This is a genomic window from Cryobacterium sp. W22_MBD10_FK3, assembly GCF_052113745.1.
GTDB lineage: Bacteria > Actinomycetota > Actinomycetes > Actinomycetales > Microbacteriaceae > Cryobacterium.
The window spans coordinates 1-23,362 of record NZ_JBGQOH010000028.1 but is presented as its reverse complement, the minus strand read 5'-3'; the positions used below and the strand labels follow the sequence as shown (position 1 = coordinate 23,362).

Genomic DNA, 23,362 nt, shown 5'->3' with positions numbered 1-23,362 from the left:
AGTGGTGCGAACGACAGGTCGCGTCGCTGAAGGGAAACCACGCCGTGCACGCTCAGAACCCGCTCGTCTCGCCGGTCGCCGGGGTGTCGACGGATGCCGGGCAGCACTTCATCCAGGAAGCCCTCGAATCCGTGCACGCCGGGTTCCCCTCCCCGGCCCAGGGCTACTACAACGGACCTGTCGACCTCAACCGGCACCTGATCAGGGATCCGACCTCCACGTTCATCGTGCGGGTGAGCGGCGACAGCATGACCGGCGCCGGCATCTTCGACGGTGACGAGGTCATCGTCGACAGGTCCCTCGATGCCAGAGACGGCAGCGTCGTGATCGCCGTCGTCGACAACGAACTCACCATCAAACGGCTTCGGCTGCACGGCGACACCGTGCGCCTGGTGCCGGAGAACCCGGCCTACCCCGACATCGTGTTGCATGAACTGAGCGAGTTATCGGTCTGGGGCGTCGTCACCAGGTGCCTGCACCGGGTCTAGACACCGTGTCTAGTGAGAACGCGAAAGCGGTGCGGTGCGGGGCCAGGTCCAGGCGGAGCGCAGGATGAAGGCCAGGATCAGCACCTCGACTCCGATGGTGAGGCCGTAGTAGAAGGCCCACTCCCAGGACGCCCCTGCCGCGTTGAACACGCAGATGGGGATGAAAAGCGCCGCAACGACGAGGTTCGTGGCGCGGTTCACCCGGGCGGGCAGTGTCGTGGAGAGCAGCACCATCAGGGTCGGGATCGTTATGAGCGCGAAGAATATTGACATCAATGTGCCGCTGATGTCGAACATAAAGATGTCGCCGCCCCGGATCTCGTCGATTTCGCCGGGCTGGTAGAGGTGGAAGTAGTCGATGTAGATGACGAGGAACATGAAGCTGGTCCAGGCTGCCGCGAGCTTGGCCTGCACCGGGATCCGCTGGTTCACCAGCGCGGTGGTGGTGGCGGTGGGGTGTTGACGTGTTGTCATCGGGTGCTCCTTTGATCTGCACCTTACGTCTGTAAGGATGCCAGCCAGGCTAGTCTTACACCCGTAAGAATTCAAGAGCGGCAGCACGGTGGATCACGAGAGTGGCCTTACGTGCGTAAGTGCAACAATGGGACTATGGCATCGCGCACACCCCTGAGCAGGGATCGGATCATCAACGCCGCCGCCACCGTCGCTGACGGTGCGGGGCTCGTCGCCGTGAGCATGCGCAGTGTCGCGAAGGTGCTCGGCGTTGAGGCGATGTCGCTCTACCACCACGTCCCGAGCAAGGAGGCGCTGCTCGACGACCTGGCCGACTGGGTCTTCGCGAGGATCGACCTGCCCGAGGTGGGCGAGAGCTGGCGGGAGGCGATCACCGTCCGGGCGCGATCGGCGCGGTCGGTGCTCACCGCTCATCCGTGGGCGCTGGGGATGATGGAATCGCGCCCCAATCCCGGCCCGGCGCTGCTGCAGCACCACGACAGGCTCCTCGGCGTGCTCATGACCGAGGGCTTCAGCGCCGCGCTCGCGACACACGCGTTCTCCGCGATCGACGCCTACGTGTACGGGTTCGCGCTGACCGAGACGAGCCTGCCCTTCGAGCCGGGGGACGGCGCCGAGGAGGCGTTCGCCGTCACGGTCGCGGCGCCGGCGGAGCTGTATCCGCACATCGCGCGCTCGCGCGCCGAGCTGTTCGGCGGGGGCGGTTACGCGTTCGCGGACGAGTTCGACTATGGCTTGGCGCTGCTGCTGGAGGGCCTGGAGCGTCGGGTCGCCGAGTGAGCAACGCCCCCTCCATCGCCATCGTCGACGCGAACAACTTCTACGTCTCCTGCGAGCGCATCTTCGACCCGCGCCTCGAGGGCAAGCCGGTGGTCGTGCTGTCGAACAACGACGGATGCGTCATCGCCCGCTCGCAGGAGGCGAAGACGCTGGGCATCGACATGGCGGCATCGTGGCAGAGCATCGCCGCCGAGGCCGCCGCCAAGGGCGTCATCGCCCGGTCCAGCAACTACGAGCTCTACGGCGACATCTCCGCCCGCTGTGTGGAGCTGCTCGGCCGGTACACCTCCTCGCAGGAGGTGTACTCCATCGACGAGAGTTTCATCAGGCTCACGGGCGGCGCCGAGCAGGTCAGTGCGATTGCCCGGGAGATCAAGCTGGCAACCAAGAAGATGATCGGCCTGCCGGTGAGCATCGGCATCGCGCCGAGCAAGACCTTGGCCAAGCTGGCCAACCGGGGCTCCAAGTCATCCGCGGCTCTGCAGGGGGTGTGCAACCTGGGGATGTATTCGCCGGAGCAGCTCACCGCGATTCTCGCCTCGGTCGAGGTGGTCGACGTGTGGGGGATCGGCTCCCGCACGGCGCAGAAACTGGTCGGCATGGGCATCCGCACCGCCGCCGACCTGCGCGACACCGACGCCGTGCAACTGCGCCGGCGGTTCGGTGTGAACCAGGAGCGGGTGGTGCAGGAACTGCGCGGCATCGACTGCCTGCCGCTGGAGGAAGAGCGGGCCGACCGGGAGCAGATTCAGTTCTCCCGCTCCTTCGCGGTGCCGATCAGCACCGTGGCCGAACTCGAGGAGGTGCTGTCGGTCTACACCCAGCGCGCGGCCGCCCGGCTGCGCGCGCAGGGGTCGTTGGCCCACATGATGGGCTGCACAGCCTCGACCTCTGCGTTTCGGGACAACCAGGTCAGCCACGCCGTCTCGCTCGCGTTTCCGAACCCCACCGACGACCCGGTGGAAATGTACCGGGCGGCGATCACCGCGCTCGGCCCGCAGTTGCAGGCCGACCAGCAGTATGTGCGGGTGGGTGTGAGCCTGTACGAGTTCTCGGCACGGGACTCGCACGCGGCCCTGGACATCTTCGGCACCGAGCCAGCCCCGTTCGCGGCCGGTGCCGTGCTCGACTCCATCGCGGCCAAGTACGGTCAGGAGAACCTGGGCCTCGGCCGGGCCGGTCTCAAGACCAACCGGGCCTGGACGATGCGGCGGGAGATGGTCTCGCCGCGGGCGACCACGCACTGGGACGAACTGATCACGGTCGCCGCTAAATAGCCGGCTCGGCCGCATCATCGACCGTTGAGCCTCCCGGTAGCGCATCCGCCATCATCCGTCTAAACTTTAAACTTGAGTCGAGTCCACTCAAGTATTGCGAAGGATGTTTCGATGGCCAACATGCAGGGTGCCCCCGCAACCGACGAGAAGCAGAAGACCGCGCTGGAACAGTACGGCGTGAACCTCACCGAGATCGCCAAGAGCGGCAAGCTCGACCCCGTGATCGGCCGCGACGCCGAGATTCGCCGGGTGAGCCAGGTGCTCACCCGGCGCACCAAGAACAACCCGGTGCTGATCGGCGAACCCGGCGTGGGCAAGACCGCCGTGGTGGAGGGCCTGGCCCAGCGTATCGTCGCCGGTGACGTGGCCGACTCGCTCAAGGGCAAGCAGCTGGTGGCGCTCGACCTGGCCGCTCTCGTGGCCGGTGCCAAGTACCGCGGCGAGTTCGAGGAACGGCTGAAGGCCGTGCTCAAGGAGATCAACGACGCCGACGGCCAGATCATCACCTTCGTCGACGAGCTGCACACCCTGATGGGCGCCGGCGGCGGCGAAGGCTCCGTGGCGGCATCCAACATGCTCAAGCCGATGCTCGCTCGCGGTGAGTTGCGCCTGATCGGCGCCACCACGCTCAACGAGTACCGTGAATTCATCGAGAAGGATGCCGCGCTCGAGCGTCGTTTCCAACCGGTGCTGGTGGACGAACCCAGCGTCGAAGACACCGTCGCGATCCTGCGCGGGCTCAAGGAGCGTTACGAGGCGCACCACAAGGTCTCGATCGCGGATGCCGCGCTCGTCGCCGCCGCCTCGCTCTCGAACCGCTACATCACCGCCCGGCAGCTGCCTGACAAGGCCATCGACCTGATCGACGAGGCCGCCAGCCGGTTGCGGATGGAGATCGACTCCTCCCCGGTGGAGATCGACGAGTTGCGCCGCAGCGTCGACAGGCTGAAGCTCGAGGAACTCGCGCTGAAGAAGGAGAAGGACGACGCCTCCAAGGCGCGCCTGGAGAAGCTCCGCGCCGACCTGGCCGAGCGCCAGGAGAAGCTCGGCGAGCTGCAGGCCCGCTGGGACAAGGAACGCTCGTCGCTGAACCGGGTCGGCGACCTGCGGAAGCGCCTGGACTCTGCCCGCAGCCAGGCCGAGGTGGCGGAACGGCGCGGTGACCTGGAGAAGGCGTCCCGCCTGCTCTACGGCGACATCCCCGTGATCGAACGGGAACTCGCCGAGGCCGAGCAGACCGAGCAGGAGGGCCCGCGGATGGTGAACGACCAGGTCGCCGCCGAGGACATCGCCGCGGTGGTCGCCGCCTGGACCGGCATCCCGGTGGGCCGCCTGTTGCAGGGCGAGACCGAGAAGCTGCTCAACCTCGAGGGCGAACTCGGTCACCGGCTGATTGGCCAGAAGCAGGCCGTGCGGGCCGTGGCCGACGCCGTGCGCCGCTCGCGCGCGGGCATCTCCGACCCCGACCGGCCCACCGGGTCGTTCCTGTTCCTCGGCCCGACCGGCGTGGGCAAGACCGAGCTGGCCAAGGCGCTTGCCGAGTTCCTCTTCGACGACGAGAAGGCCATGGTGCGCATCGACATGAGTGAGTACGGCGAGAAGTTCTCCGTCTCCCGCCTGGTCGGCGCCCCTCCCGGCTACATCGGCTACGAGCAGGGCGGCCAGCTCACCGAGGCCGTGCGCCGCCGGCCCTATTCGGTGATCCTCTTCGACGAGGTGGAGAAGGCGCACCCCGAGGTGTTCGACGTGCTGCTGCAGGTGCTCGACGACGGCCGGCTCACCGACGGGCAGGGCCGCACCGTCGACTTCCGTAACACCATCCTGGTGCTCACCTCCAACCTCGGTTCGCAATACCTGGTGGACCCCAGCCTGAGCTGGGACGAGAAGGAGCAGGCCGTGCAGCTGATGGTGCGGCAGGCGTTCAAGCCCGAGTTCGTCAACCGGCTCGACGACATCGTGGTGTTCTCCGCCCTCTCCACCGACGACCTCGCCCAGATCGTGGAGCTCTACGTGGACCGGCTGCAGCGCCGCTTGGGCGAACGCCGGCTCGAGCTGGCGGTGACCCCGGATGCCCGCGCCTGGCTGGCCGAGCGCGGTTACGACCCGATCTACGGGGCCCGGCCGCTGCGGCGGCTGATGCAGACCGAGATCGACGACAGACTGGCGACGGCGTTGCTGGGCGGCAGCATCCGCGACGGCGAGACGGTTCTGGTGGACCTCGCCGAGGACGGCGACGCCCTGACCGTGGCCGCCACCCCGCTCGGGCACGCCTGACCGGGCGCGTCGAAACGCCCCCAATGGGGGAGATTGCGTGCGGACCTGCTTGAATTCAGGGGAGGGCCGGCAACTGCGCCTGTGACGCCTCACTGAACGCGAGGATCGTCGAGTGACGCAGCTACCCGAGGGACCCGCGCCGACGGTACGGCCGCGGACCATCCGGGAGTTCCCGTACTCCCAGATACCGTTCCTGGCCGGTGTGGCGGTGCTCCTGGGCTTCGTGCTCGCCGGGGCGCCGGAAGCCCTGTTCGAGACCGGTTTTCAGGTGGGTCTGGGCCTGCTCATCCTCGCCACCCTCGTGGGCATGTTCGCACCCTGGCAACGGCACGCGCACCAGTGGTTGGTCATCGTTCCCCTGCTCGACGTGGCGGTGGTCGCCTTCCTCCGAGACGGCGTGCGCGACACCTTCCCCGCCGTGGGGATGCTCGTCGTGCTGCCCGTGCTCTGGCTGGCCTACGGTTTCGCCTGGTGGGCGCTGGGCCTCGCCCTGGTCGGCGCGGTCCTCGTCAGTGCCTTCCCGCTGGTGCAGGCCGGCAGGTGGCCCACCGACGCCGTGGGCTGGGGAACGGTCCTGCTCCTGCCCACCATCACCGCCTTCATCGCGATCACCGCCCGCGTGGCCGCCAATGGCCTGCGCGCGCAGCAACGCGAACTCGTGGCGGTCTCGGGTGAGCTGCGCACCGCCCTGCTCGAGGCCACGGACCGGCAGGCGCTGTTCGAGGCCGTGATGGAGACCGTCGACGCCGGCATCGAGTTGTACAGCCCGCAGGGTGAGGTGGTGCTCAGCAACGCGGCGGCCCGCGCCCTGGCCGTGCGCACCGACTCGGCCACCGGTGCCTACGGCCGGGATGCCTCCCTCGTCTTCGACGTGGACCGCACCACCCTGGTCGCCCTCGACGATCAGATCGCCGCCCGCGCCCTGCGCGGCGACCTGGTGGCCGGCCGCATCTACTGGGTGGGCGGCGACGACGACCAGAGCGCCATCATGGCCTCGGCCGGCGTGGTGGAACGGGAGTCGGGGTATCCGCTGGGCACCGTCGTGGTGGCCACCGACGTGACGCCGCTGGTGGAGGCCATCGCCGTGCGCGACGACTTCCTGGCCACGGTGTCCCACGAGCTGCGCACCCCGCTCACCTCGATCATCGGCTATCTGGGCCTGATCGACGCCGACAGGCTGGGCATCACGATGGAGGTCGGGGTGATCGAACGAAACGCTGAGCGGCTGTTGTCGGTGATCGCCCACCTGCTCAGCGCCACCGACGGGCAGCCGCCGATCCACCGGGTCGATGCCGACCTCGGCCGGATCCTGCGCTCGAGCCTGGACACCGCCCGGCCGCTCGCCCAGGCCGCCGGGGTGACCATCAGCGCCAGGGACGACGCCGTCGTGCTCGCCCAGGTCGACCCGGCCGCCATCGAGCAGGTGATCGACAACCTGCTCACCAACGCCATCAAATTCTCCAGGCCGCGGGGCGCCGTTGCCCTCAGCGTCGAGCTCGACGGCACGGATGCGGTGCTGCGGGTCTCCGACGACGGCATCGGGCTCAGCGCCGAAGACCAGCGCCAGGTCTTCGACAGGTTCTTCCGCGCCCGCAACTCCACCGACCTGGCCATCCCCGGCATGGGCCTGGGCCTGGCGATCGTGCGGGCCTTCGTGACCGCGCACCAGGGCACGGTGGAGCTCTCCAGCGTGCTGGGCGAGGGAACCACGGTGACCGTGCGGGTGCCGCTCAGCCCGCGGCGCTGAGCGCGTGGTCTAGGTCGGCGATGAGATCGCCCACGTCTTCGATGCCCACCGAGATGCGGATGAGGCCGTCGGCGATGCCCAGGCGGTCGCGCAACTCCTGACTGAACGAGGCGTGCGTGGAGGTCGCGGGGTGCAGCGCCATCGACCGGGTGTCGCCGATGTTGGTCATGTGGCTGATCACCCGCAGCCGGTCGAGGAACCGGCCGGCCCCGGCCTCACCGCCGCGCACGGTGAACGAGAACACCGAGCCGCTCCGGCCGCCGTAGAGGCGCTGGGCGAGATCGAAGGCCGGGTTGCCCGGCAGCCCCGCGTAGTCCACGCTCTCGACGCCCGGATGCCCGGCCAGCCAGGCCGCGATGGCCAGCGAGCTCGAGAGGTGCCGCTCCATCCGCAGCGACAGCGTCTCGATGCCCTGGTGCAGCAGGAACGAGTTGAACGGGCTCAACGCCGGGCCGATGTCGTTGACGACGGCCTCGCGGGTGGCCCGCGCGTAGGCGGTGCGCCCGAACTTCTCGGCGATGGACGGCAGGCCCGCCGCGGACTGCGTGATCAACGGGTACTCCCGGTCGGCGGCCGCCCAGTCGAAGGTGCCGCCGTCCACGATGGTTCCGGAGATCGCCGCGCCGTGCCCGCTGAGGAACTTGGTCGAGGAGTGCACGACGACATCCGCGCCGTGCTCGAACGGCCGGATCAGGAACGGCGAGGCGATCGTGTTGTCGACCACGAAGGGCAGGCCGTGCCGTTTGGCGACAGCGGCGACGCGGCCGATGTCCACGATGTCGTTCTTCGGGTTGGGGATGGTCTCGCTGAAGATGGCCTTGGTATTGGGCCTGATGACGCGGTCCCACTCGTCGTCGTCGAACTCGTTCCAGACGTAGTCGACGGTGACCCCGAACCTGGCGAAGCTGCGGGCGAAGAGGATGCGGGTGCCGCTGTAGATGCTCGCCGTTGACACTATGTGGTCGCCGGACTGCGCGATCGACAGCAGCGCGGCGGTGATCGCGGCCTGCCCCGAGGCCACCACGATCGCCTCGGTGCCGCCCTCGAGCGAGGCGATCCGGCGCTCAGCCACACCGCCGGACGGGTTGCGCTGCCGGGAGTAGATGAGACCGTCGGCCTCGCCGGCGAAGCGGGCCTTGGCATCCGTGAAGGAGTCGAACCTGAAGCCCGCGGTCATGGTGATCGGCGAGATGCGGGCGCCGCTGGTGAGGTCGTCGTACTCGCCGGCGTGCACCTGGCGGGTGTCGAACGCGTAGCCGGCCCAGTCGTCTTCGGGATCGGTCACAGTGTCACTTTCAGTCGGTGCACGGCTGCGGCCATCTGCCGCACCGCCTGCTCCAGGATGGGTCTGGGCATGGCGAAGATCAGCCGGGCGTGGTTGGCGTACCCGGCGCCGCACAGGGCGCCGTCGGTGAGCGTCACCCCGGCCTCGGTGCGGAAGAAATCGGCGATGGACCCCTCAATGCCCAGCGCCGAACAGTCCAGCCAGGCGATGTAAGTGGCATCCGGCATGGAGTACCGCACCTCGGGCAGGTGCTCGGCGAGCAGGTCACGCAGGGCCGTGCGGTTGCCGTCGAGGTAGTCGATCACCTCGGCCAGCCAGTCGCGGCCGTCGGCGTACGCGGCCGTGGCGGCGATGACCCCCGGCGTGGATGCCCCGTGCACGACGCTGAACCCGTAGACCTGGTACACCTCTTCGTCGGCCGGGTTGGCGGTGATGAACTGCGCGGTCTTGAGACCGGGCAGGTTCCACGCCTTGGAGGCCGAGGTGGCCGTGATGGTGTGCCTGGCCGTCTCACGGGAGATCGACGCGTACGGGATGTGCGGGGTGCCGCCGTAGCGAAGCGGCGCGTGGATCTCGTCGGCGAAGACCCGGCCGTTGTGCCGCTCGACGACCTCGGCGATGGCCTCGAGTTCCGCCCGGGTGAGGGCCACCCCGGTGGGATTGTGCGGGTTGCAGAGCACCAGGGTGCGGGCGCCGGCGTGGAACGCAGCGTCGATGCCGGCCAGGTCGTGAGTCCAGCGGCCGGCGACGGTGTGGCCGGGAACCTCGAAGATCTTCCGCCCCAGGGTGGGCGTGAAGCTGAGAAACGGCATGTACGACGGGGTGGGGACGATGACGCCGCTGCCGTCCGGCGAGAACCGGCGCACGGTGACGTCGAAGGCGCTCATGACATCGGACACCGGGTGGATGTTCGCCGGGGGCACGACCCAGCCCGAATCCTGCCGGAGCCAGTCTGCGGTCGCCTCGGCCATCAGCCGGGTCGTCGTGGGGGCGAGATAGCCCAGCTCGCCGTCGTCGACGGTACGGTGCAGGGCCTCGGTCACCGCCGGCGCCGTGCCGAAGTCCATCTCGGCAACCCAGGCGCCGATGGTGCCGGGGTGCAGGCTCCACTTGCGGCTGCTGGCGCGGGTGAGCTCATCGCGAGTGATCTCGTCGAAACGTGATGGAGTCATCGGGTTCTTTCGCGTCTAGCGTGCACGGGCCGTTTTCTGACCCTAGTAACCAGGCGGGCAGGGCGGGCCGACCTTTACGCCATGTGTCAGCGCGCGAGGACCGTTCTGACGTGGAAGGCTGTCGTTCCCGGGTGGAGATCGTCGCCGAGGCCTACCCCGCCGTGCCCGCCAGCGCCTGAGCACTCGGGCCTGCGGGGCTAGTAGTCGACTCGTCGGCCGAAGGAGCGTTTGGCCCGCGGACGCGGCGAACAGAAGGCCTCGGCACTCAGACGCACCAACTCGTGCGGTTGCAGACCGGCCGAGCCGGCGAAATCCTCAAGTGAGGAGAAGCCGCCCCGCTTGGCCCGATCGGCGATCGCCGCCTTGGCCAGCCCCCGGTCCATGCCGGTGAGCTTCGCCAGCGTGCGCTGATTGGCGGTGTTCACGTCGACGAGCTCGGCGGGCGCCGGGGCAGGCACCGCACGTGGGGGTGTGGCTGCGCGTCGCTCGGCGCGGGTCGATCGTCGACGCCGCGCCGGCGGCACAGCGTCGGCCGAGTCGTCGACGTAGTCAGACCTCGACGTGCCGCCGCCGCCCAGGAGCTTCTCCGCTTCCTGCGGCACCGCTCCGCCGGGCCGGGTCGGACCGGCTGCGGACCTGGGACGGCGCCGACTCAGGTTGCCGAACAGCGAGAGACCGTTCTCCCTGCTGCCCCACACCAGCAGCAGCCAGGACTGGTTGATGATCAGGCCGTGCAGCAGCGCCACGAGGTAGAGCGTTCCCTGCAGGATGGACCCCGCCGGGTCCTCCGTCATCTGCACAATGATCGCGGCTATCGCGTACGCCCCGGCGGCGATCCCCCAGGACCGACGACGGCCGAGGCTGGCGAGCAAGCCGAAGGCGGCCCACGCCACGCTGCCGGCCGGCAGGAGCAGCAACAACAACCACGAACTCCAGGCCAGCCGCCACCATAGCGACGGACCTGTGGCCGTGGCGGGTGCGCCTGGGGTGCGGCTCGGGGCGTGTGTCATCGGGTTGCTACGCCTGGGCGTGCACGTTGAGCACCATGGTCACGGTGTCATCGGCCTCACGGGTCTCGGAGACGAGGTCGAACCCCGAGCTCTCGGCGCGCTGACGGATCTTCTCGGCGACGGCATGCTGCACCATCAGGGCGTACTCGCCGTCGAGGCGCTGCAGCAGCTCGGTGGCGCTCAGTACGGTGGCCTCCGCGCCATCCAGGCCCTCTACATGAGCCTCCCAGACCGCATCCTCGGTGAGGGTCATCGTCAGGGCCACGCCGTCGACCTCCGCGGTGACGCGGGTGCGTGACACCACGACCCCCGTGGCGCCGAGGTTGGTGAGGGCGTCGGCGAGCAGTGTGCTGTCTTTCATCCGGGTGCGCACCCGGATCTCCGGCGCCGCCCCGGAGTTCTTATCGGCGGCCGTGGCCGTCACGGTCGCGCCGAGCACGCCGATGCCGCCCGCCGCGGCAGCGGCGGCCAGGGCGATGGGCAGAAGGATCAGGGTGACACTCATGCGAGTCTCGCTTTCGTACGGTTCCGAGTCGAATGGGGCCGGTCCTGTCGGGGACCGAGGTCGTGGAGGAGTGCGTCGAGGGCTGCGTCGTCCGCCCAGCCGTTCACGTCGATCTGGCCGTCCGGGTGGATGCGGATCTCCAGTCTGTCGAGCCCACCGTCCAGCTCGATGCGGGCGACCTCGGCGGCGTAGGCGGGGGAGAGCGCTCGGATGCCCTGGTTGGTCGAGCCGAGCCACGGGCGGATGGCGTCTGGCCGGTCACGCAGGTACGGTCCGTCGATGAGCAGGTCGGTCGCGTCGAGCAGCCGGGCGATGTCCGGGCGTTCGAGCGCCCACTCGGTGAGCAGCTCGAGGGTGTACCCGGAGAAGGTCATCACGGTGAGCCCGGCGGCACGGAATGCCTCGGCGATCGTGGCCAGGGCGCCGGCCTGGTCGAAGGGTTCGCCGCCGAGCAGGGTGACGCCCTGCACACCGGCGCCGAGCGCTTCCGTCACAAAGCGGTCGGCCAGATCGGCGGTGTTCTCGACCTGCCCGCCGATCTCCGCCCAGAGCTGCGGGTTGAAACAGCCGGGGCAGTGCACGCTGCAGCCCTGCACCCACAGCGCCGAGCGGAGGCCCGGGCCTTCGGCGGCGGTCGCGGCCAGGAACCGCGACCAGCGCAGTTCCGCGCCGGGCTTCGCTGCGGGCAGGCTGGTACCCAGGAGCGTTCTGCCGGGCAGGGTCACCTGGCGCCGTCCCAGTTCGTCGCGGTGGACTGTTCCTCCGCGGCGACCTGCCCATAGGCATCCGTGAACGACGACTCGGTGGTCTGGGCCTCGAGCATGTTCTCGAGCACCGCGATGTAGTCCAGGCACTCGTTGCCGTGCATGCCGATGGTTTCGGCGTGCACGCTGCCGTCGGGCCGAACCTGCACGATGAGCTGTTTGCCGGTCATGGGGTGTCCTTAGAAATCGAATGCGAGTTAAAAATCAACGGTGCGGCCACCGCGGCGGCTGGAGAGCCCGGCGCCGTCGGTGGCGGCCGCGCCGACCAGGGCGTCTTCGTGCGGGTCGATGTCTTCGCTGCCGGTAGCCCGCACGGCACGCACCTCGGCCCAGGCGCGGATGGCCTGCACCTCTTCGGCCTGGGTGACGGCCAGCGGGATCATATTGGTGATCGCCAGGCTGAGATCGGCCGTGGTGGCCGGCCGGCGTTCGGCGAAGGCCTCGTAGAGTGCCACGATCACGGCTTGCTCGATCTCGGCGCCCGAGTAGTTCTCGCTCACCTCCACGAGGGCGTCGACAGCGGTCGCGTCAATGGTCGCGAGCCCGTTGCCGGCGGTGGCGTTCGAGGCCAGCTGGATCGACCAGATGGCGCGTCGTTCCACGGCGGTGGGCAGGTCGACGAAGAAGATCTCGTCGAAGCGGCCCTTGCGCATGAATTCCGGCGGCAGCGAGTCGATGTTGTTGGCCGTGGCGACGACGAACACAGGATGCTGCTTCTCCTGCATCCAGGTGAGGAAGTAGCCGAACACCCGGGCCGTGGTGCCGGAGTCGCCGGTGCCGGTGGTGTTGGAGAAACCCTTCTCGATCTCGTCGACCCAGAGGATGCACGGGGCGACGGCCTCGGCGGTGGCCAGAGCCGTGCGGAGGTTCTGCTCCGAGGAACCGACCAGGCCGGAGAAGATGCGGCCGATGTCGAGGCGGAGCAGCGGCAGGCCCCACGACGCGGCCATCGCCTTCGCGGTGAGCGACTTTCCGCAGCCGGGTACGCCCGTGATCAGCACACCCTTGGGGGCGGGCAGGCCGAATTCCTCGGCCTCGGCCAGCCAGGAGCCGTTGCGCCTGGACAGCCAGCGCTTGATGTTGTTCAGCCCGCCGACCGAGTCGAGGTCGAGGGTCTTGGTGACGAAGTCGAGCAGGCCGGACTTGCTCACGATCTGTCGTTTTTCGTCGAGCACGACCGTGATGTCGCCCGAGGCGAGTTGGCCGTCGTCCACCATGGCCCGGGCGAACGCGTTCTCGGCCTCCGACATGGTGAGGCCCCGCGCCGCCTGCACGAGCGCCTCGAGCGTCTTCTCGTCGGCCTTCACGCTGATGCGGCCGCTGCCCGATGAGTTGTTCTCGATCATGGTGTCGAGCATCTGCCGCAGCTCGGTCGTGGTCGGCAACGGAAATTCGAGCAGGTGGGCGAGCTTGTCGAGCTCGGGCGGGATGGTGCGCACCGGGGCCGTCACGATCAGCGCGCGCGCGGCATCCGCGTGGCGCAGTTCGAGCACGGTCTCGCGCACCTTGCGGATGATGACCGGGTCGCCCGGCCGCTGCTCGCTGCCGAAATAGGCGTGCAGGTCGCAGAACACGAAGACCGCGTTCTCGGGGATGCCGACGATGTGGTCGAGGGCCCTGGCCGGCGTGTTCGTGTTGGTGACGCCCTTGCCGTCCGGGCCGATGAGCCCGGTGGCGCTGGTCCAGGTCCACACCTCGCGCGGGCGGCGCAGCGCCTTGGCGGCGCGGCTGATCTCCTCGAGGGCGCGTTCCTCCTCGCTGGTCTCGATGTACAACAGCGGCAGTCGGGCCTTGAAGGCCTGGTCGAGCGTCTGGGCGAAACTCATCGAGGGGTGCTTTCTGTCGTGGTGGGTGCTGTCGTGGTGAGCGGGGCATGTGTCGGGGCATCCGTGGCCAGCTCGTCGATGTCGATCGACCAGGCGGCGTCGTAGAAGTCGCCGGTCTTGATGCTGAAGTAGACGGCGGCGGTGGGGTCCCAGGAGGTGCGCTGGTCGGCATCGCCGATCACGTTGATCGCGGAGTAGGACGAGCTGTCGTCGGGAGAGCTGTCGAGGGACTTGATGGTCACGAGGAATGGACCAGGGCCCCGGTGCGAAAACTGGGCGCTCACCGCATCCCCGCGGTAGACGAGATGGCGGATGTTCTTGTCGTTGCTGGCGCCGGTGCCGGTGCGGCTGCTGGTGGCGAAGCCGTTGGTGATCTCGGTGACCTCCGCCTTCTGCAGGGTGAATTCCCACGGGCCATCGGCATCCACCCACAGCTCGAGGTCGGCGTCTTGCGGAAGGACCAGGTTCTCTTCGCCCTCCCGGTAGATACTGGTGACACTCGACGGGAAGCTACGGTCAGTGGCGGGCTGGCCGAGGTCCTCGGCGTCCGTGGCGTAGAAGCTGATGTAACTGCCGGCGACCATGGTGAGGGCATACGGGTCCTGGTCGTGTTCCTCGACGGGAATGCGGATCAGGCCGCCGCCCCAGCCGGAGTATGTGGTGCCGTCGGATTCGAAAACTCTCGGCTCGGCCGCCTCCCACGGGTACGTGAAACCGTCGGTGAGCTCGACCGCCTCGTTCTCGACCGCCTCGTTCTCGAGCACTTCCTCCTCGACCGCATAGGTGTTCAGCGCGCCGATGAACAGCACCACCGCGCCCCACACCCACACCCATACCGAGAAGGTGCGGATGCCCCGGCGAGCGGTGCGCGACACTGAAAGATCCGTCATGCTCACGGTGCGTCTCCTGCCGTGGCGGGTTCGGGCTCGACCGGGGCATCCGTGGCCAGTTCGTCGATGTCGATCGACCAGGCGCCGCGCCCGTCGTCGGCCTCGACGGTGAAGTACACGGCGTCGGTGGGATCCCAGGACACCCGCTGGTCGACCTCGCCGGACTCGATGATGGGCTGGTCGGAGCGTTCCGCGGTGGTCTGGATGGTCACGAAGAAGACGCCGTCGCCCTTGTGCACGAATCGGGCGCTGACAGCGTCGCCGTGATAGGCGAAGAAGCCGTTGCCGGTTCCGCTGGCGAAGCCGTCGGTGATCTCGGCGACCTCGGCCTTCACCAGGGTGAATTCCCACGCGGTGTCACTGCGCACCCACAGTTGGAGTTCGGCGTCGGCGGGGATGATGAGCGCCTCGTCGCCGGCGTCGTAGAGGTAGGCGATGTTGTCGGGATAACCGCGGTCGTCGTCGGGCCGGCCGATGTCCACGGCCTCGGTCACGAAGAGGTCCAGGGTCTCGTCGGTGCGCAGGTTCACCAGGTACGGGTCCTGGTTGTGCTCGGCCAGGGGAATGCGGATCAGGCCGCTGCCGTCGCCGGAGTAGGTGGTGCCGTCGGGCTCGAAGACCGGCGGGTCGGCGACCTCCCAGGGGTTGTCGCCGTCACCGAGCATGCCGAAGCCGCCGTCGCCGAAACCGACATCGGAGTAGGTGGTGAACGCGCCGATGCCGAGCACCAGGGCGCCCCAGACCCACACCCACACCGAGAAGGTGCCGATGCGCCGACGGGCGGTACTCGACACGGTGACGGAGTTCGTGCTCACGGTGCGTTCCCTCCCCCCGGATGTGCGCGGCGCAATGTTCACAGACTACTGGGCGGCCTGCCAACCCGGCACGCCCAACCGCCTTCCCCCGCGTAGGCTTTTGGGATGCGTGCAACAGTTATTTACGGCGAGCGGGATATCCGACTCGATGAAGTTCCCAACCCAGTTCTCTCCACCGGCGGCGACGCCATCGTGCGGGTCGTGGCGGCCTGCGTCTGCGGCTCAGACCTCTGGCCGTACCGCGGCGTGACCCCCACCGATGAGCCGCACCGGATCGGCCACGAGTTCGTCGGCATCGTCGACGAGATCGGCCCCGACGTCACCACCATCAAGGTGGGCGACTTCGTGATCGCTCCGTTCTACGACTGCGACAACACCTGTGTCAACTGCGTCAACGGCGTCAGCACCTCCTGCCTGAACGGCGGCTGGTGGGGCTCCAATGACCGGCTCGGCGGCTTCGCCGACGGCGCCCAGGGCGAGCGCGTGCGGGTTCCGCACGCCGACGGTTCGCTCGTGGCCACCCCCGTGCAGCCCACGGATGCCCAGGTGCCGGGCCTCCTCACCCTGGCCGATGTGATGGGCACCGGACACCACGCCGCCGTCTCGGCCGGCGTCACCGCCGGCAGCACCGTCGTGGTGGTCGGCGACGGGGCCGTCGGCCTCTGCGCCATCATCGCCGCCAAGCGCCTCGGCGCCTCCCGCATCGTGGCCATGTCGCGGCACGCCGACCGGCAGGCCGTGGCCCGCGAGTTCGGCGCCACCGACATCGTCGAGGAGCGCGGCGACGCGGGCGTCGAGCGCATCCACGAGATGTTCGACGGCGTGGGCGCCGACTTCGTGCTCGAATGCGTCGGCACCCAGGAATCGATGGACCAGGCGATCCGCTCGGCCCGTCCCGGCGGCATGGTCGGTTACGTCGGCGTACCGAACGGCGGCGCCGAACTGCCGATCAAGGCACTGTTCGGCCGCAACGTCGGCGTGAACGGCGGCGTCGCCTCCGTGCGCGCCTACGTGGAGGAGCTGCTGCCCGAGGTGCTCAGTGGAGCGATCGACCCCGGCCGGGTCTTCGACCTGCAGCTGCCCCTGACCGAGGTGGCCGAAGCGTACGCCGCCATGGACGAACGCCGCGCCATCAAGGTGCTGCTGCGCCCGTAGCCCGTAGCCCTCACAGAAAACGCCCCTCTGCGTCATGCGGAGGGGCGTTTTCTATGAATCAACGAGCTGCAGCACGGGCCGTCTGTCCCGCGAGTTGCGGCGGATGCACCCTTCAGCGCACTCGAAGGGGGACTTTGGCGCAATCCGGCGGGTGAGCGCCGCGGCGGAGTGGACGGTTAGTCGTTGACGAGCAGGATCTCGGTGAGCGGCTTGCGGGTGCGCGGGGCGATCTCGCGCTCGAGCAGCTCGGGGGTGAGCGCGTCGGCATCGCCGAGCACACCGAGCACCGTCACGGTGACGGCATCCTGGTTGGCCTTGAGGTGGAACGCATCGGCCAGTCCCTTGCGGTCGATGCCGCCGAGCTGGTGCGAGAACAGGCCCTCCTGCTGGGCCTGGATGGTGAGGTGCGCGACGGCCTGGCCGAGGTCGTACTGGGCCCAGGGGTTGTCGCCCTCGGCGACGTTGAGGATCAGCACAGAGGCCTTGTCGGCCCAGGCCTGGTTGAAGCCCATCAGGTGCGAGTGGATCTTGCGGAAGCTCTCGGAGCCGCGGCGGGCGACGATGAACCGGGCCGGCTGGTTGTTGTTGCCCGACGGTGCCCAGCGGGCGGCCTCGAGCACCGTGGTGAGGGTGTCCTCGTCGATCACGGCGGTGGGGTCGAAGCCGCGGGGGCTCCAGCGCTGGGCCATCGCGGGAAGGATCGGTGCCGTCGTGTCGGCGGCGCGGCTGTGGGTGTCGGTGATCAGGGTCATGATGCCTGGGCTTTCTCTGGTGGGTCTTCTATCGGGGCGGGGCATCATCGTCCCAATCTGGTCAACGCCGCGCGGGCGCAGTTATTCCATGCATGCGCATGTTTGGTGGAGGCTACGCGGCCGGCACAGACGACTCTTCAAGGTTGTCGCGCACCTTGCGGCGCAGAACCTTGCCCACCATGGAGCGGGGCAGGTCCTCGACCTCGACGATGCGGCGGGGCACCTTGTAGGCGGAAATGCGGGTGCGGCAGTACTCCCGCAGCTCGGCCACATCGAGGGTGGCACCGGCGTTCAGCACGACGGCGGCCACGACATCCTCGCCGCCGTGTTCGCTCTTGAGACCCACGACGGCGGCATCGGCGACATCGGGGTGCGACAGCAGGGCCGCCTCCACTTCCGACGGCGACACGTTGAACCCGCCGGTGATGATCAGTTCCTTGATGCGGTCCACGATGGTGACGAAGCCGTCCGGCGACACCGTGACGATGTCACCCGTGCGCAGCCAGCCATCGGGCAGCAGCGTCTGAGCGGTTTCGGTGGGGCGGTCCCAGTAGCCGGAGAAGACCTGCGGCCCGCGGATGAGCAGCTCGCCCTCCTCGTTGAAGCCGCGGTCCACGGTGGGGTCCTTGGGGTCGACCACCCGAATCTCGGTGCTGGGGAACGGCACTCCGACGGTGCCGGGGCGCCGGCTCGGGCCCATCGGGTTGCCCACGGCGATCGGGGAGCACTCGGTCATGCCGTAGCCCTCCACGAGCAGGCCGCCGGTGGCGGACTCCCACAGTTCGACGGTGGCCAGGGGCAGGCTCATCGCGCCGGAAATGGCGTACTTGGTGCCGCGCAGGCTGATCTTCTGGGCGTTGGCGGCCGTCACGAGCTTCTCGTAGATCGGCGGCACCGCGGGCAGGAAGGTGGGCGGGGTGCGCTTGACGGCGTTCAGCACCAGGCCCACGTCGAACTTGGGGAACAGCACCAGGCGGGCGCCGATCGACATGGCGACGGTGAGGCACAGGGTGAGGCCGTAGGCGTGGAACATGGGCAGCACGCCGTAGAAGACCTCCTTGCCGCGTTCGAGACCGGGCACCCACGCCTCGCTCTGCTGGGCGTTCGCCTGCAGGTTGAAGTGCGTGAGGATCGCGCCCTTGGGCGTGCCGGTGGTGCCGCTGGTGTACTGCAGCACGGCGGTGTCGCCGAGTAACGGGCGCGGATGCGCGGTGCGCAGCCGGCGCGAACCCACCAGGGCGCTCCACTCGATGGCGTCCTTCAGCGGCTGGGCCACGGTGAGGGCGGCACGGGCGGTGCGGGACTTGGGGATCGGCAGGCGCAGGGCCAGCCGGGTGGCCAGCGGCATCGACCGGGTGACGTCGACGGCCACGACGGTGTGCAGGCCCATGTCACGCGGGAAGCCGCGCACCATGGAGTAGACCTTGTCCCAGACGATGGCGACGCTGGCGCCGTGGTCTTCGAACTGGTGGCGCAGCTCACGTTCGGTGTAGAGCGGGTTGTGCTCCACCACGATCGCGCCGAGCCGCAGCACCGCGTAGAAGGCGACGATGTGCTGTGGGCAGTTCGGCAGCACGAGGGCCACCCTGTCGCCGGGCTTCACGCCGAGGCGGCGCAGGCCGTTGGCCACCCTGGAGATCTCGTCGCCCAGCTGGCCGTAGGTCATGGTGCCGCCGAAGAAGTCCAGGGCCACCTTGTCGGCGAAACGCCGGGTGGAGCCCTCGATCATGTCGATGAGGGTCTCGGTGGGGTCTTCGATGGTGTTCGGCACGCCCGCGGCATACGAGCTCAGCCACGGCTTGTTCGCGAAGTCGTTCATGCGCTGACCAGTTCCTTCTTCAGGGCGGCGACGAAGTCGTCGACGTCGTCGGTGGTGGTGTCGAACCCGCACATCCAGCGCACCTCGCCGGTGGCCGGGTTCCAGTCGTAGAACCTGTAGAACTCGCGCACCTTGTCGGCCACCCCGGCCGGCAGCACGGCGAAGATCGCATTGGCCTGGGTGGGCTGGCTGAACGAGAGGCCGGTCACCGAGCCATCCGCCAGGCCCTCTTCGAGAGCGCCGCGCAGGCGCGCTGCCATGGCGTTGGCGTGGTCGGCGTTGCGCAGCCACAGGTCGCCGTCGAGCAGGGCGATCAGCTGGGCCGAGATGAAGCGCATCTTCGAGGAGAGCTGCATGTTGAGCTTGCGCAGGTACTTCAGGCCCGTGGATGCGTCGGGGTTCAGCACCACGATGCACTCGCCGAGCATCATGCCGTTCTTGGTGCCGCCGAAGCTGAGCACGTCGACGCCGGCGTCGCTGGTGAACTCGCGGAACGGCACACCCAGGGCTGCCGCGGCGTTGGAGATGCGGGCACCGTCCATGTGCAGCAGCATGCCCTTGCCGTGCGCGTGGTCGGCGATGGCGCGCACCTCGGCCGGCGTGTAGAGGGTGCCGAGCTCGGTGGTCTGGGTGATCGACACCACGAGCGGCTGGGCGCGGTGCTCGTCGCCCCAACCCCAGGCCTCCTGGTCGATCAGCGCGGGGGTGAGCTTGCCGTCCGGGGTCTCGATGGGCAGCAGCTTGAGGCCGCCGACCCGCTCGGGGGCGCCGCCCTCGTCGGTGTTGATGTGTGCGGTGCTCGCGCAGATCACCGCTCCCCAGCGGGGCAGCATCGACTGCAGGCCGGTGACGTTGGCGCCGGTGCCGTTGAACACCGGGAAGGCCTGGGCGCCATCGCCGAAGTGCCGCACGAACACGCGCTGCAGTTCGGCGGTGTACACGTCGTCGCCGTACGCGATCTGATGGGCGCCGTTGGCTCGCACTATGGCGTCGAGAATCTCCGGGTGGATGCCGGAGTAGTTGTCGGACGCGAAGCCGCGGGAGAGCAGGTCATGGAGGGAGGTCACCCCTCCATCTTGGCGTAAACCGCGGCGGCGAATCTGTGCGTCTGCTCCGGGGCGCCGCACGGATAGTGTGTTCGCGCCCCGGGTCAGGCCCGGATTCGGTCGGCAGCGCCGATCAGCCGCGCAACGCCTGCTTGAAGGTGACGCGGCCGCCCATCCGCAGCAGCGAGTTGCGGTAGATGCGGGAGCCCAGCAGGATCACGCCGACCGTGGAGACCAGCAGGATCGCCAGCGACAGCAGCGGCTCCCACCACTCGGCCGATCCCAGGAAGATGCGCACGGGCATCCCCACCGGGGCCGAGAACGGCACGTACGACATGATGCCCAGCACCAGGGGATTGTCGTTGAAGAAGATCACCGCGAAGTACGGGATCATCACCAGGTAGGCCACCGGGGAGGTGGCCGTGCCCACGTCTTCCTGCCTGGACACCATCGAGGCCGTGGCCGCGTACAGCGAGGCGAGCATCACGAAGCCGAAGGCGAAGAACACCGCGAACCAGATGATGGCAGGGCCCAGGTCGGCCAGCAGCACGCGTTGGCCGGTGACGGCCATGCCGATCGCCACGAGCACGGCGATCGCCACGATCTGACCGAACGCCATGATCGAGTTGCCCACCACCTTGCCGGCCAGGAGCGCCCGCACCGGGATGGTGGTCATCAGGATCTCGACCACCCGGGTCTGCTTCTCCTCCACCACGCTCTGCGCGATCGTGGAGCCGAAGGTGAGCGCAGACATGAAGAAGACCAGGCCGAAACCGAGCGCCACCAGGTAGACGAGGAAGCCGCCCTGCGAGGCCGGGTCGAGCAGTTGCACCTCGGGAGCGACGCTGAGCGCGTTGACCACATCCATCGGCGGTGAGTCGAGCGCGATCACGGTGACGCCGAGGAGGGAGTCGCCGTTGGGGACCACGGCGGCCTCCACGGTGCCGTCGCGCACGAGTGCCTCGGCGGCGGCCAGGTCGTCAGCGGGCACGGCGGTGAGACCGGCGGACTCACCGACCACGCTGCTGGCGGAGCCGACCACGGCCACGCTGGTGCTGGACGGGTTGGCGCTGAGCAGGCCGCCGGCGACCACGGAGCCGATCGCGATCACGAACAGGATGCCCGTGGAGATGAGGAAGGCCTTGCTGCGCAGTCGCGCGGCGATCTCGCGGGAGGCGACCAGCCAGACGCTGGCCCAGAAGCTGGGGGCGTCGTGGGTGGCGACCGTCGTGCGGGCTGCGGCGGGAGTGGCCTGGCGGGTGCCCGGCTCTGTTTCGGTACCCGGCTCTGTTTCGGTGCTCATTGAACGACCTCCTTGAAGATGGTGGCGAGGGATGGCCTGAGGTGGCCGAAGGAATGTACGGCGCCGCGGGTGAGGGCCTCGCGCAGCACGGCCTGGCTGGCTGCATCCGAGTCGGCCTCGAAGACGGCCTCGCCGCCGTCGAAGTCGATCACGGTAATGCCGTCGACGCCGCGGATCCAGCCGGCGTCGGCCTCGGCGTGGATCTCGAATCGGGGGGTGCTGAACTGGTCGCGGAGCTTCTCGCGGGTGCCGTTGGCACGGATCTCGCCGGCGGCGATGATGACCAGGTCGTCGCAGAGTCGTTCGACGAGGTCGAGTTGGTGGGAGGAGAACAGCACGGGGGCGCCGGCGGCAGCGTGCTCCTTGAGCACTGTGAGCACCACTTCAACGGCGATCGGGTCGAGACCGGAGAACGGTTCGTCGAGCACCAGGAACTCGGGGTCGTGCACCAGGGCCGCGGCGATCTGGGCGCGCTGCTGGTTGCCCAGGGAGAGAGACTCGACCATGTCGCCCGCGCGCTCGCCGAGGCCGAGCCGCTCGAGCAGGTCGTTGGTGTTTCGCTTGGCGGCGGCGGGGGTGAGGCCGTGCAGTCGCGCCAGGTAGACGAGCTGTTCACCGACCTTCATCTTCGGGTACAGGCCGCGTTCCTCGGGCATGTAGCCGAACCGGCGGCGGTCGCCTGCGGTGAGGGGCGCACCGTCGAGGAGCACCTGACCCGAATCGGCGGAGAGCACGCCCAGGATGATGCGCATCGTCGTGGTCTTGCCGGCCCCGTTCGCGCCGACGAACCCGGTCATGCGGCCGTCGTCCACACTGAAGCCCACATTCGTGAGCACCTGATGGGCCCCGTAGTGTTTGTTGATTCCGCTGATCTCGAGCATGGCTGCCCTTTCGTCTGGTGTTTCTAAAGCTAGGGATGCCGAAGGCCGGCCGCATCCGCCGCGGGGCTGAGGGAGCGGCTCCCCCCGATGGGGGAGCGTGCCCGGTTCACTCCTCGTCCCAGGGCAGCTCGGAGCCGAACGGCACCGGGTTCAACGGGATGATGACCACCGGGCGTTGCTGGCCGTGCGCGAGGCGCACGGCCACCGAGCCGGTGAAGAAGGACCGCAGGCTGTGCCGCACGGAGGGCTCCCGCGACCCGACGACGATCATCACGGCCCGCACGGTGCCGGCGAGCTGGCCGAGTGCCCGGGCGGGTTCGCCGGCGAGGGCGCGGGTAGACCAGGTGACGTTGCGACCGTGCAGAACCCGTTCGATCTGGGCGCGGAGGCCCCGGTCGAATTCGGCCGCCGCCTGCTCGAACGAGTCGGGGTCGAACGAGGCGGACGTCATGTTGCCGTCCGGCAGTTCCTCGAGCATGTAGCGGCTCGGGTCCACCGAGGCGCAGATCAGTTCGGACCCGAACTGCGCGGCGAATTCAGAGGCCGCCAGCACCACCGCATCGGGTTGGCCGGAGGTGACGCCAACGATGACCGGCGGCGGGGTTCGCACCATGGCTGCTCCTTTGCGACGGAGGGCTCCGGGCACCGGGTCACCCGGCGACGGGCTCTCCCTTCGACCCTAGCCGGGATGCCAGGGGGAGTCCCGGAGAACTTCGAGCGGGAGCGGGTCCGAGAGTCAGGCCCGCTCAGAAGGGCGGTGGGTCCCTCGGCTTCGGTGGCCTGGCCGGTGGAGTGGCCGACCGGTCCATCGGGAGCGGCGTCGGTGTCGGTGGTGGCTGCTGTGCCTGTGCCTGTGCCTGTGCCTGTGCCTGTGCCAGGGCCTCGGACGGGGTCGGGGACGGGTGCGGTGGCGTCTGGTCGGCTGAATCGGCGTTGTTGGCGAGTCTGTTGGTGTACTTCTTGCCGGCGGGGGTGGTCCAGGTGATGGCGCCGCCGGGGCTTTGGCTGGTGCTGAAGCTGGATTGGTGTTTGAGGCGGTGGCAGGGTTTGCAGAGGTGCACGAGGTTGTCGACGTCGGTTCGGCCGCCGGTGTTCCAGG

23 protein-coding genes are annotated in these 23,362 nt (G+C 68.8%); 6 read left to right on the top strand and 17 right to left on the bottom strand.

The features are described 5' to 3' along the window. The first annotated feature begins 83 nt into the window (after positions 1–83). Positions 84–488 (top strand): LexA family protein, encoded by a 405-nt coding sequence (locus ACEN2M_RS17475; protein ID WP_441649437.1) that lies wholly within the window; start codon positions 84–86, stop codon positions 486–488. 9 nt (positions 489–497) lie between these two features. On the opposite strand, the gene ACEN2M_RS17470 is transcribed toward ACEN2M_RS17475, so the two are convergent. Further along, entirely contained in the window at positions 498–962 is a 465-nt protein-coding gene (locus ACEN2M_RS17470) for a DUF6326 family protein (RefSeq protein WP_441649417.1), read from the bottom strand. A 135-nt stretch (positions 963–1,097) separates the two neighbouring features. Here ACEN2M_RS17470 and ACEN2M_RS17465 point away from each other — a divergent pair, with 135 nt between their 5' ends. From ACEN2M_RS17465 to ACEN2M_RS17450, 4 genes are all read left to right on the top strand, one after another. After that, positions 1,098–1,742, top strand: a complete 645-nt coding sequence (locus tag ACEN2M_RS17465; RefSeq protein ID WP_441649416.1) for a TetR/AcrR family transcriptional regulator — start codon at positions 1,098–1,100, stop codon at positions 1,740–1,742. Then, complete coding sequence (locus ACEN2M_RS17460) at positions 1,739–3,019, top strand: Y-family DNA polymerase (RefSeq protein ID WP_441649415.1); 1,281 nt, start codon at positions 1,739–1,741, stop codon at positions 3,017–3,019. Before ACEN2M_RS17465 ends, ACEN2M_RS17460 begins: the two co-directional genes overlap by 4 nt. Before the next feature lie 111 nt (positions 3,020–3,130). After that, positions 3,131–5,293 carry an ATP-dependent Clp protease ATP-binding subunit gene (locus tag ACEN2M_RS17455; protein ID WP_441649414.1) on the top strand — a complete coding sequence of 721 codons (2,163 nt, stop codon included), beginning with the start codon at positions 3,131–3,133 and terminating at the stop codon, positions 5,291–5,293. 112 nt (positions 5,294–5,405) lie between these two features. Then, on the top strand, positions 5,406–7,040 hold the full coding sequence (locus ACEN2M_RS17450; protein ID WP_441649413.1) for an ATP-binding protein: 1,635 nt from the start codon (positions 5,406–5,408) through the stop codon (positions 7,038–7,040). Here the strand turns inward: ACEN2M_RS17450 and ACEN2M_RS17445 are convergent. The 9 genes from ACEN2M_RS17445 to ACEN2M_RS17405 all read right to left on the bottom strand — a co-directional run bounded on the left by ACEN2M_RS17445 (position 7,024) and on the right by ACEN2M_RS17405 (position 15,307). Further along, positions 7,024–8,325, bottom strand: a complete 1,302-nt coding sequence (locus ACEN2M_RS17445) for an O-acetylhomoserine aminocarboxypropyltransferase/cysteine synthase family protein (RefSeq protein WP_441649412.1) — start codon at positions 8,323–8,325, stop codon at positions 7,024–7,026. The two genes, ACEN2M_RS17450 and ACEN2M_RS17445, sit on opposite strands and share 17 nt — an antisense overlap. Further along, complete coding sequence (locus tag ACEN2M_RS17440; protein WP_441649411.1) at positions 8,322–9,497, bottom strand: MalY/PatB family protein; 1,176 nt, start codon at positions 9,495–9,497, stop codon at positions 8,322–8,324. The genes ACEN2M_RS17445 and ACEN2M_RS17440 overlap by 4 nt, the downstream gene beginning before the upstream one ends. Before the next feature lie 197 nt (positions 9,498–9,694). Beyond that, complete coding sequence (locus tag ACEN2M_RS17435; protein WP_441649410.1) at positions 9,695–10,507, bottom strand: ComEA family DNA-binding protein; 813 nt, start codon at positions 10,505–10,507, stop codon at positions 9,695–9,697. 7 nt (positions 10,508–10,514) lie between these two features. Next, the gene (locus ACEN2M_RS17430) at positions 10,515–11,012 is read right to left on the bottom strand and encodes a hypothetical protein (protein WP_441649409.1); all 498 of its coding nucleotides are present in this window, start codon (positions 11,010–11,012) and stop codon (positions 10,515–10,517) included. Further along, positions 11,009–11,737, bottom strand: coding sequence for a 4Fe-4S single cluster domain-containing protein (locus ACEN2M_RS17425; RefSeq protein ID WP_441649408.1), 729 nt, complete (start codon positions 11,735–11,737; stop codon positions 11,009–11,011). The genes ACEN2M_RS17430 and ACEN2M_RS17425 overlap by 4 nt, the downstream gene beginning before the upstream one ends. After that, positions 11,734–11,946, bottom strand: a complete 213-nt coding sequence (locus ACEN2M_RS17420) for a DUF2997 domain-containing protein (RefSeq protein WP_441649407.1) — start codon at positions 11,944–11,946, stop codon at positions 11,734–11,736. Before ACEN2M_RS17420 ends, ACEN2M_RS17425 begins: the two co-directional genes overlap by 4 nt. Before the next feature lie 27 nt (positions 11,947–11,973). Then, complete coding sequence (locus tag ACEN2M_RS17415; protein ID WP_441649406.1) at positions 11,974–13,602, bottom strand: AAA family ATPase; 1,629 nt, start codon at positions 13,600–13,602, stop codon at positions 11,974–11,976. Beyond that, positions 13,599–14,498: a hypothetical protein gene (locus ACEN2M_RS17410; protein WP_441649405.1), complete on the bottom strand. Its 900-nt coding sequence runs from the start codon at positions 14,496–14,498 to the stop codon at positions 13,599–13,601. The genes ACEN2M_RS17415 and ACEN2M_RS17410 overlap by 4 nt, the downstream gene beginning before the upstream one ends. Then, positions 14,495–15,307: a hypothetical protein gene (locus ACEN2M_RS17405; RefSeq protein WP_441649404.1), complete on the bottom strand. Its 813-nt coding sequence runs from the start codon at positions 15,305–15,307 to the stop codon at positions 14,495–14,497. The genes ACEN2M_RS17410 and ACEN2M_RS17405 overlap by 4 nt, the downstream gene beginning before the upstream one ends. Positions 15,308–15,412: 105 nt before the next feature. On the opposite strand from ACEN2M_RS17405, the gene ACEN2M_RS17400 reads away from it, so the two are divergent. Then, on the top strand, positions 15,413–16,462 hold the full coding sequence (locus tag ACEN2M_RS17400) for a zinc-dependent alcohol dehydrogenase family protein (RefSeq protein WP_441649403.1): 1,050 nt from the start codon (positions 15,413–15,415) through the stop codon (positions 16,460–16,462). A 176-nt stretch (positions 16,463–16,638) separates the two neighbouring features. Here ACEN2M_RS17400 and ACEN2M_RS17395 read toward each other — a convergent pair whose 3' ends face one another. From ACEN2M_RS17395 to ACEN2M_RS17365, 7 genes are all read right to left on the bottom strand, one after another. Next, entirely contained in the window at positions 16,639–17,214 is a 576-nt protein-coding gene (locus ACEN2M_RS17395; RefSeq protein WP_441649402.1) for a nitroreductase family protein, read from the bottom strand. Positions 17,215–17,326: 112 nt separating this feature from the next. After that, complete coding sequence (locus ACEN2M_RS17390; protein ID WP_441649401.1) at positions 17,327–19,033, bottom strand: long-chain-fatty-acid--CoA ligase; 1,707 nt, start codon at positions 19,031–19,033, stop codon at positions 17,327–17,329. After that, on the bottom strand, positions 19,030–20,100 hold the full coding sequence (locus ACEN2M_RS17385) for a threonine aldolase family protein (RefSeq protein ID WP_441649400.1): 1,071 nt from the start codon (positions 20,098–20,100) through the stop codon (positions 19,030–19,032). The genes ACEN2M_RS17390 and ACEN2M_RS17385 overlap by 4 nt, the downstream gene beginning before the upstream one ends. Positions 20,101–20,212: 112 nt before the next feature. Next, on the bottom strand, positions 20,213–21,382 hold the full coding sequence (locus ACEN2M_RS17380) for an ABC transporter permease (RefSeq protein ID WP_441649399.1): 1,170 nt from the start codon (positions 21,380–21,382) through the stop codon (positions 20,213–20,215). Then, positions 21,379–22,263, bottom strand: a complete 885-nt coding sequence (locus ACEN2M_RS17375; RefSeq protein WP_441649398.1) for an ABC transporter ATP-binding protein — start codon at positions 22,261–22,263, stop codon at positions 21,379–21,381. Before ACEN2M_RS17375 ends, ACEN2M_RS17380 begins: the two co-directional genes overlap by 4 nt. Positions 22,264–22,369: 106 nt before the next feature. Beyond that, a complete protein-coding gene (locus ACEN2M_RS17370) occupies positions 22,370–22,876 on the bottom strand; it encodes a universal stress protein (RefSeq protein WP_441649397.1) in 507 nt (168 codons plus the stop codon). Between the two features lie 133 nt (positions 22,877–23,009). After that, a partial coding sequence (locus ACEN2M_RS17365) for an HNH endonuclease signature motif containing protein (RefSeq protein ID WP_441649396.1) occupies positions 23,010–23,362 on the bottom strand: 353 nt, incomplete at its 5' end.

Coding starts and splice junctions, on each gene's coding strand:
- ACEN2M_RS17470 (WP_441649417.1), bottom strand. CDS start 962: ATGACAACACGTCAACACCCCACCGCCACCACCACCGCGCTGGTGAAC.
- ACEN2M_RS17465 (WP_441649416.1), top strand. CDS start 1,098: ATGGCATCGCGCACACCCCTGAGCAGGGATCGGATCATCAACGCCGCC.
- ACEN2M_RS17455 (WP_441649414.1), top strand. CDS start 3,131: ATGGCCAACATGCAGGGTGCCCCCGCAACCGACGAGAAGCAGAAGACC.
- ACEN2M_RS17440 (WP_441649411.1), bottom strand. CDS start 9,497: ATGACTCCATCACGTTTCGACGAGATCACTCGCGATGAGCTCACCCGC.
- ACEN2M_RS17435 (WP_441649410.1), bottom strand. CDS start 10,507: ATGACACACGCCCCGAGCCGCACCCCAGGCGCACCCGCCACGGCCACA.
- ACEN2M_RS17430 (WP_441649409.1), bottom strand. CDS start 11,012: ATGAGTGTCACCCTGATCCTTCTGCCCATCGCCCTGGCCGCCGCTGCC.
- ACEN2M_RS17420 (WP_441649407.1), bottom strand. CDS start 11,946: ATGACCGGCAAACAGCTCATCGTGCAGGTTCGGCCCGACGGCAGCGTG.
- ACEN2M_RS17415 (WP_441649406.1), bottom strand. CDS start 13,602: ATGAGTTTCGCCCAGACGCTCGACCAGGCCTTCAAGGCCCGACTGCCG.
- ACEN2M_RS17400 (WP_441649403.1), top strand. CDS start 15,413: ATGCGTGCAACAGTTATTTACGGCGAGCGGGATATCCGACTCGATGAA.
- ACEN2M_RS17395 (WP_441649402.1), bottom strand. CDS start 17,214: ATGACCCTGATCACCGACACCCACAGCCGCGCCGCCGACACGACGGCA.
- ACEN2M_RS17390 (WP_441649401.1), bottom strand. CDS start 19,033: ATGAACGACTTCGCGAACAAGCCGTGGCTGAGCTCGTATGCCGCGGGC.
- ACEN2M_RS17380 (WP_441649399.1), bottom strand. CDS start 21,382: ATGAGCACCGAAACAGAGCCGGGTACCGAAACAGAGCCGGGCACCCGC.
- ACEN2M_RS17375 (WP_441649398.1), bottom strand. CDS start 22,263: ATGCTCGAGATCAGCGGAATCAACAAACACTACGGGGCCCATCAGGTG.
- ACEN2M_RS17370 (WP_441649397.1), bottom strand. CDS start 22,876: ATGGTGCGAACCCCGCCGCCGGTCATCGTTGGCGTCACCTCCGGCCAA.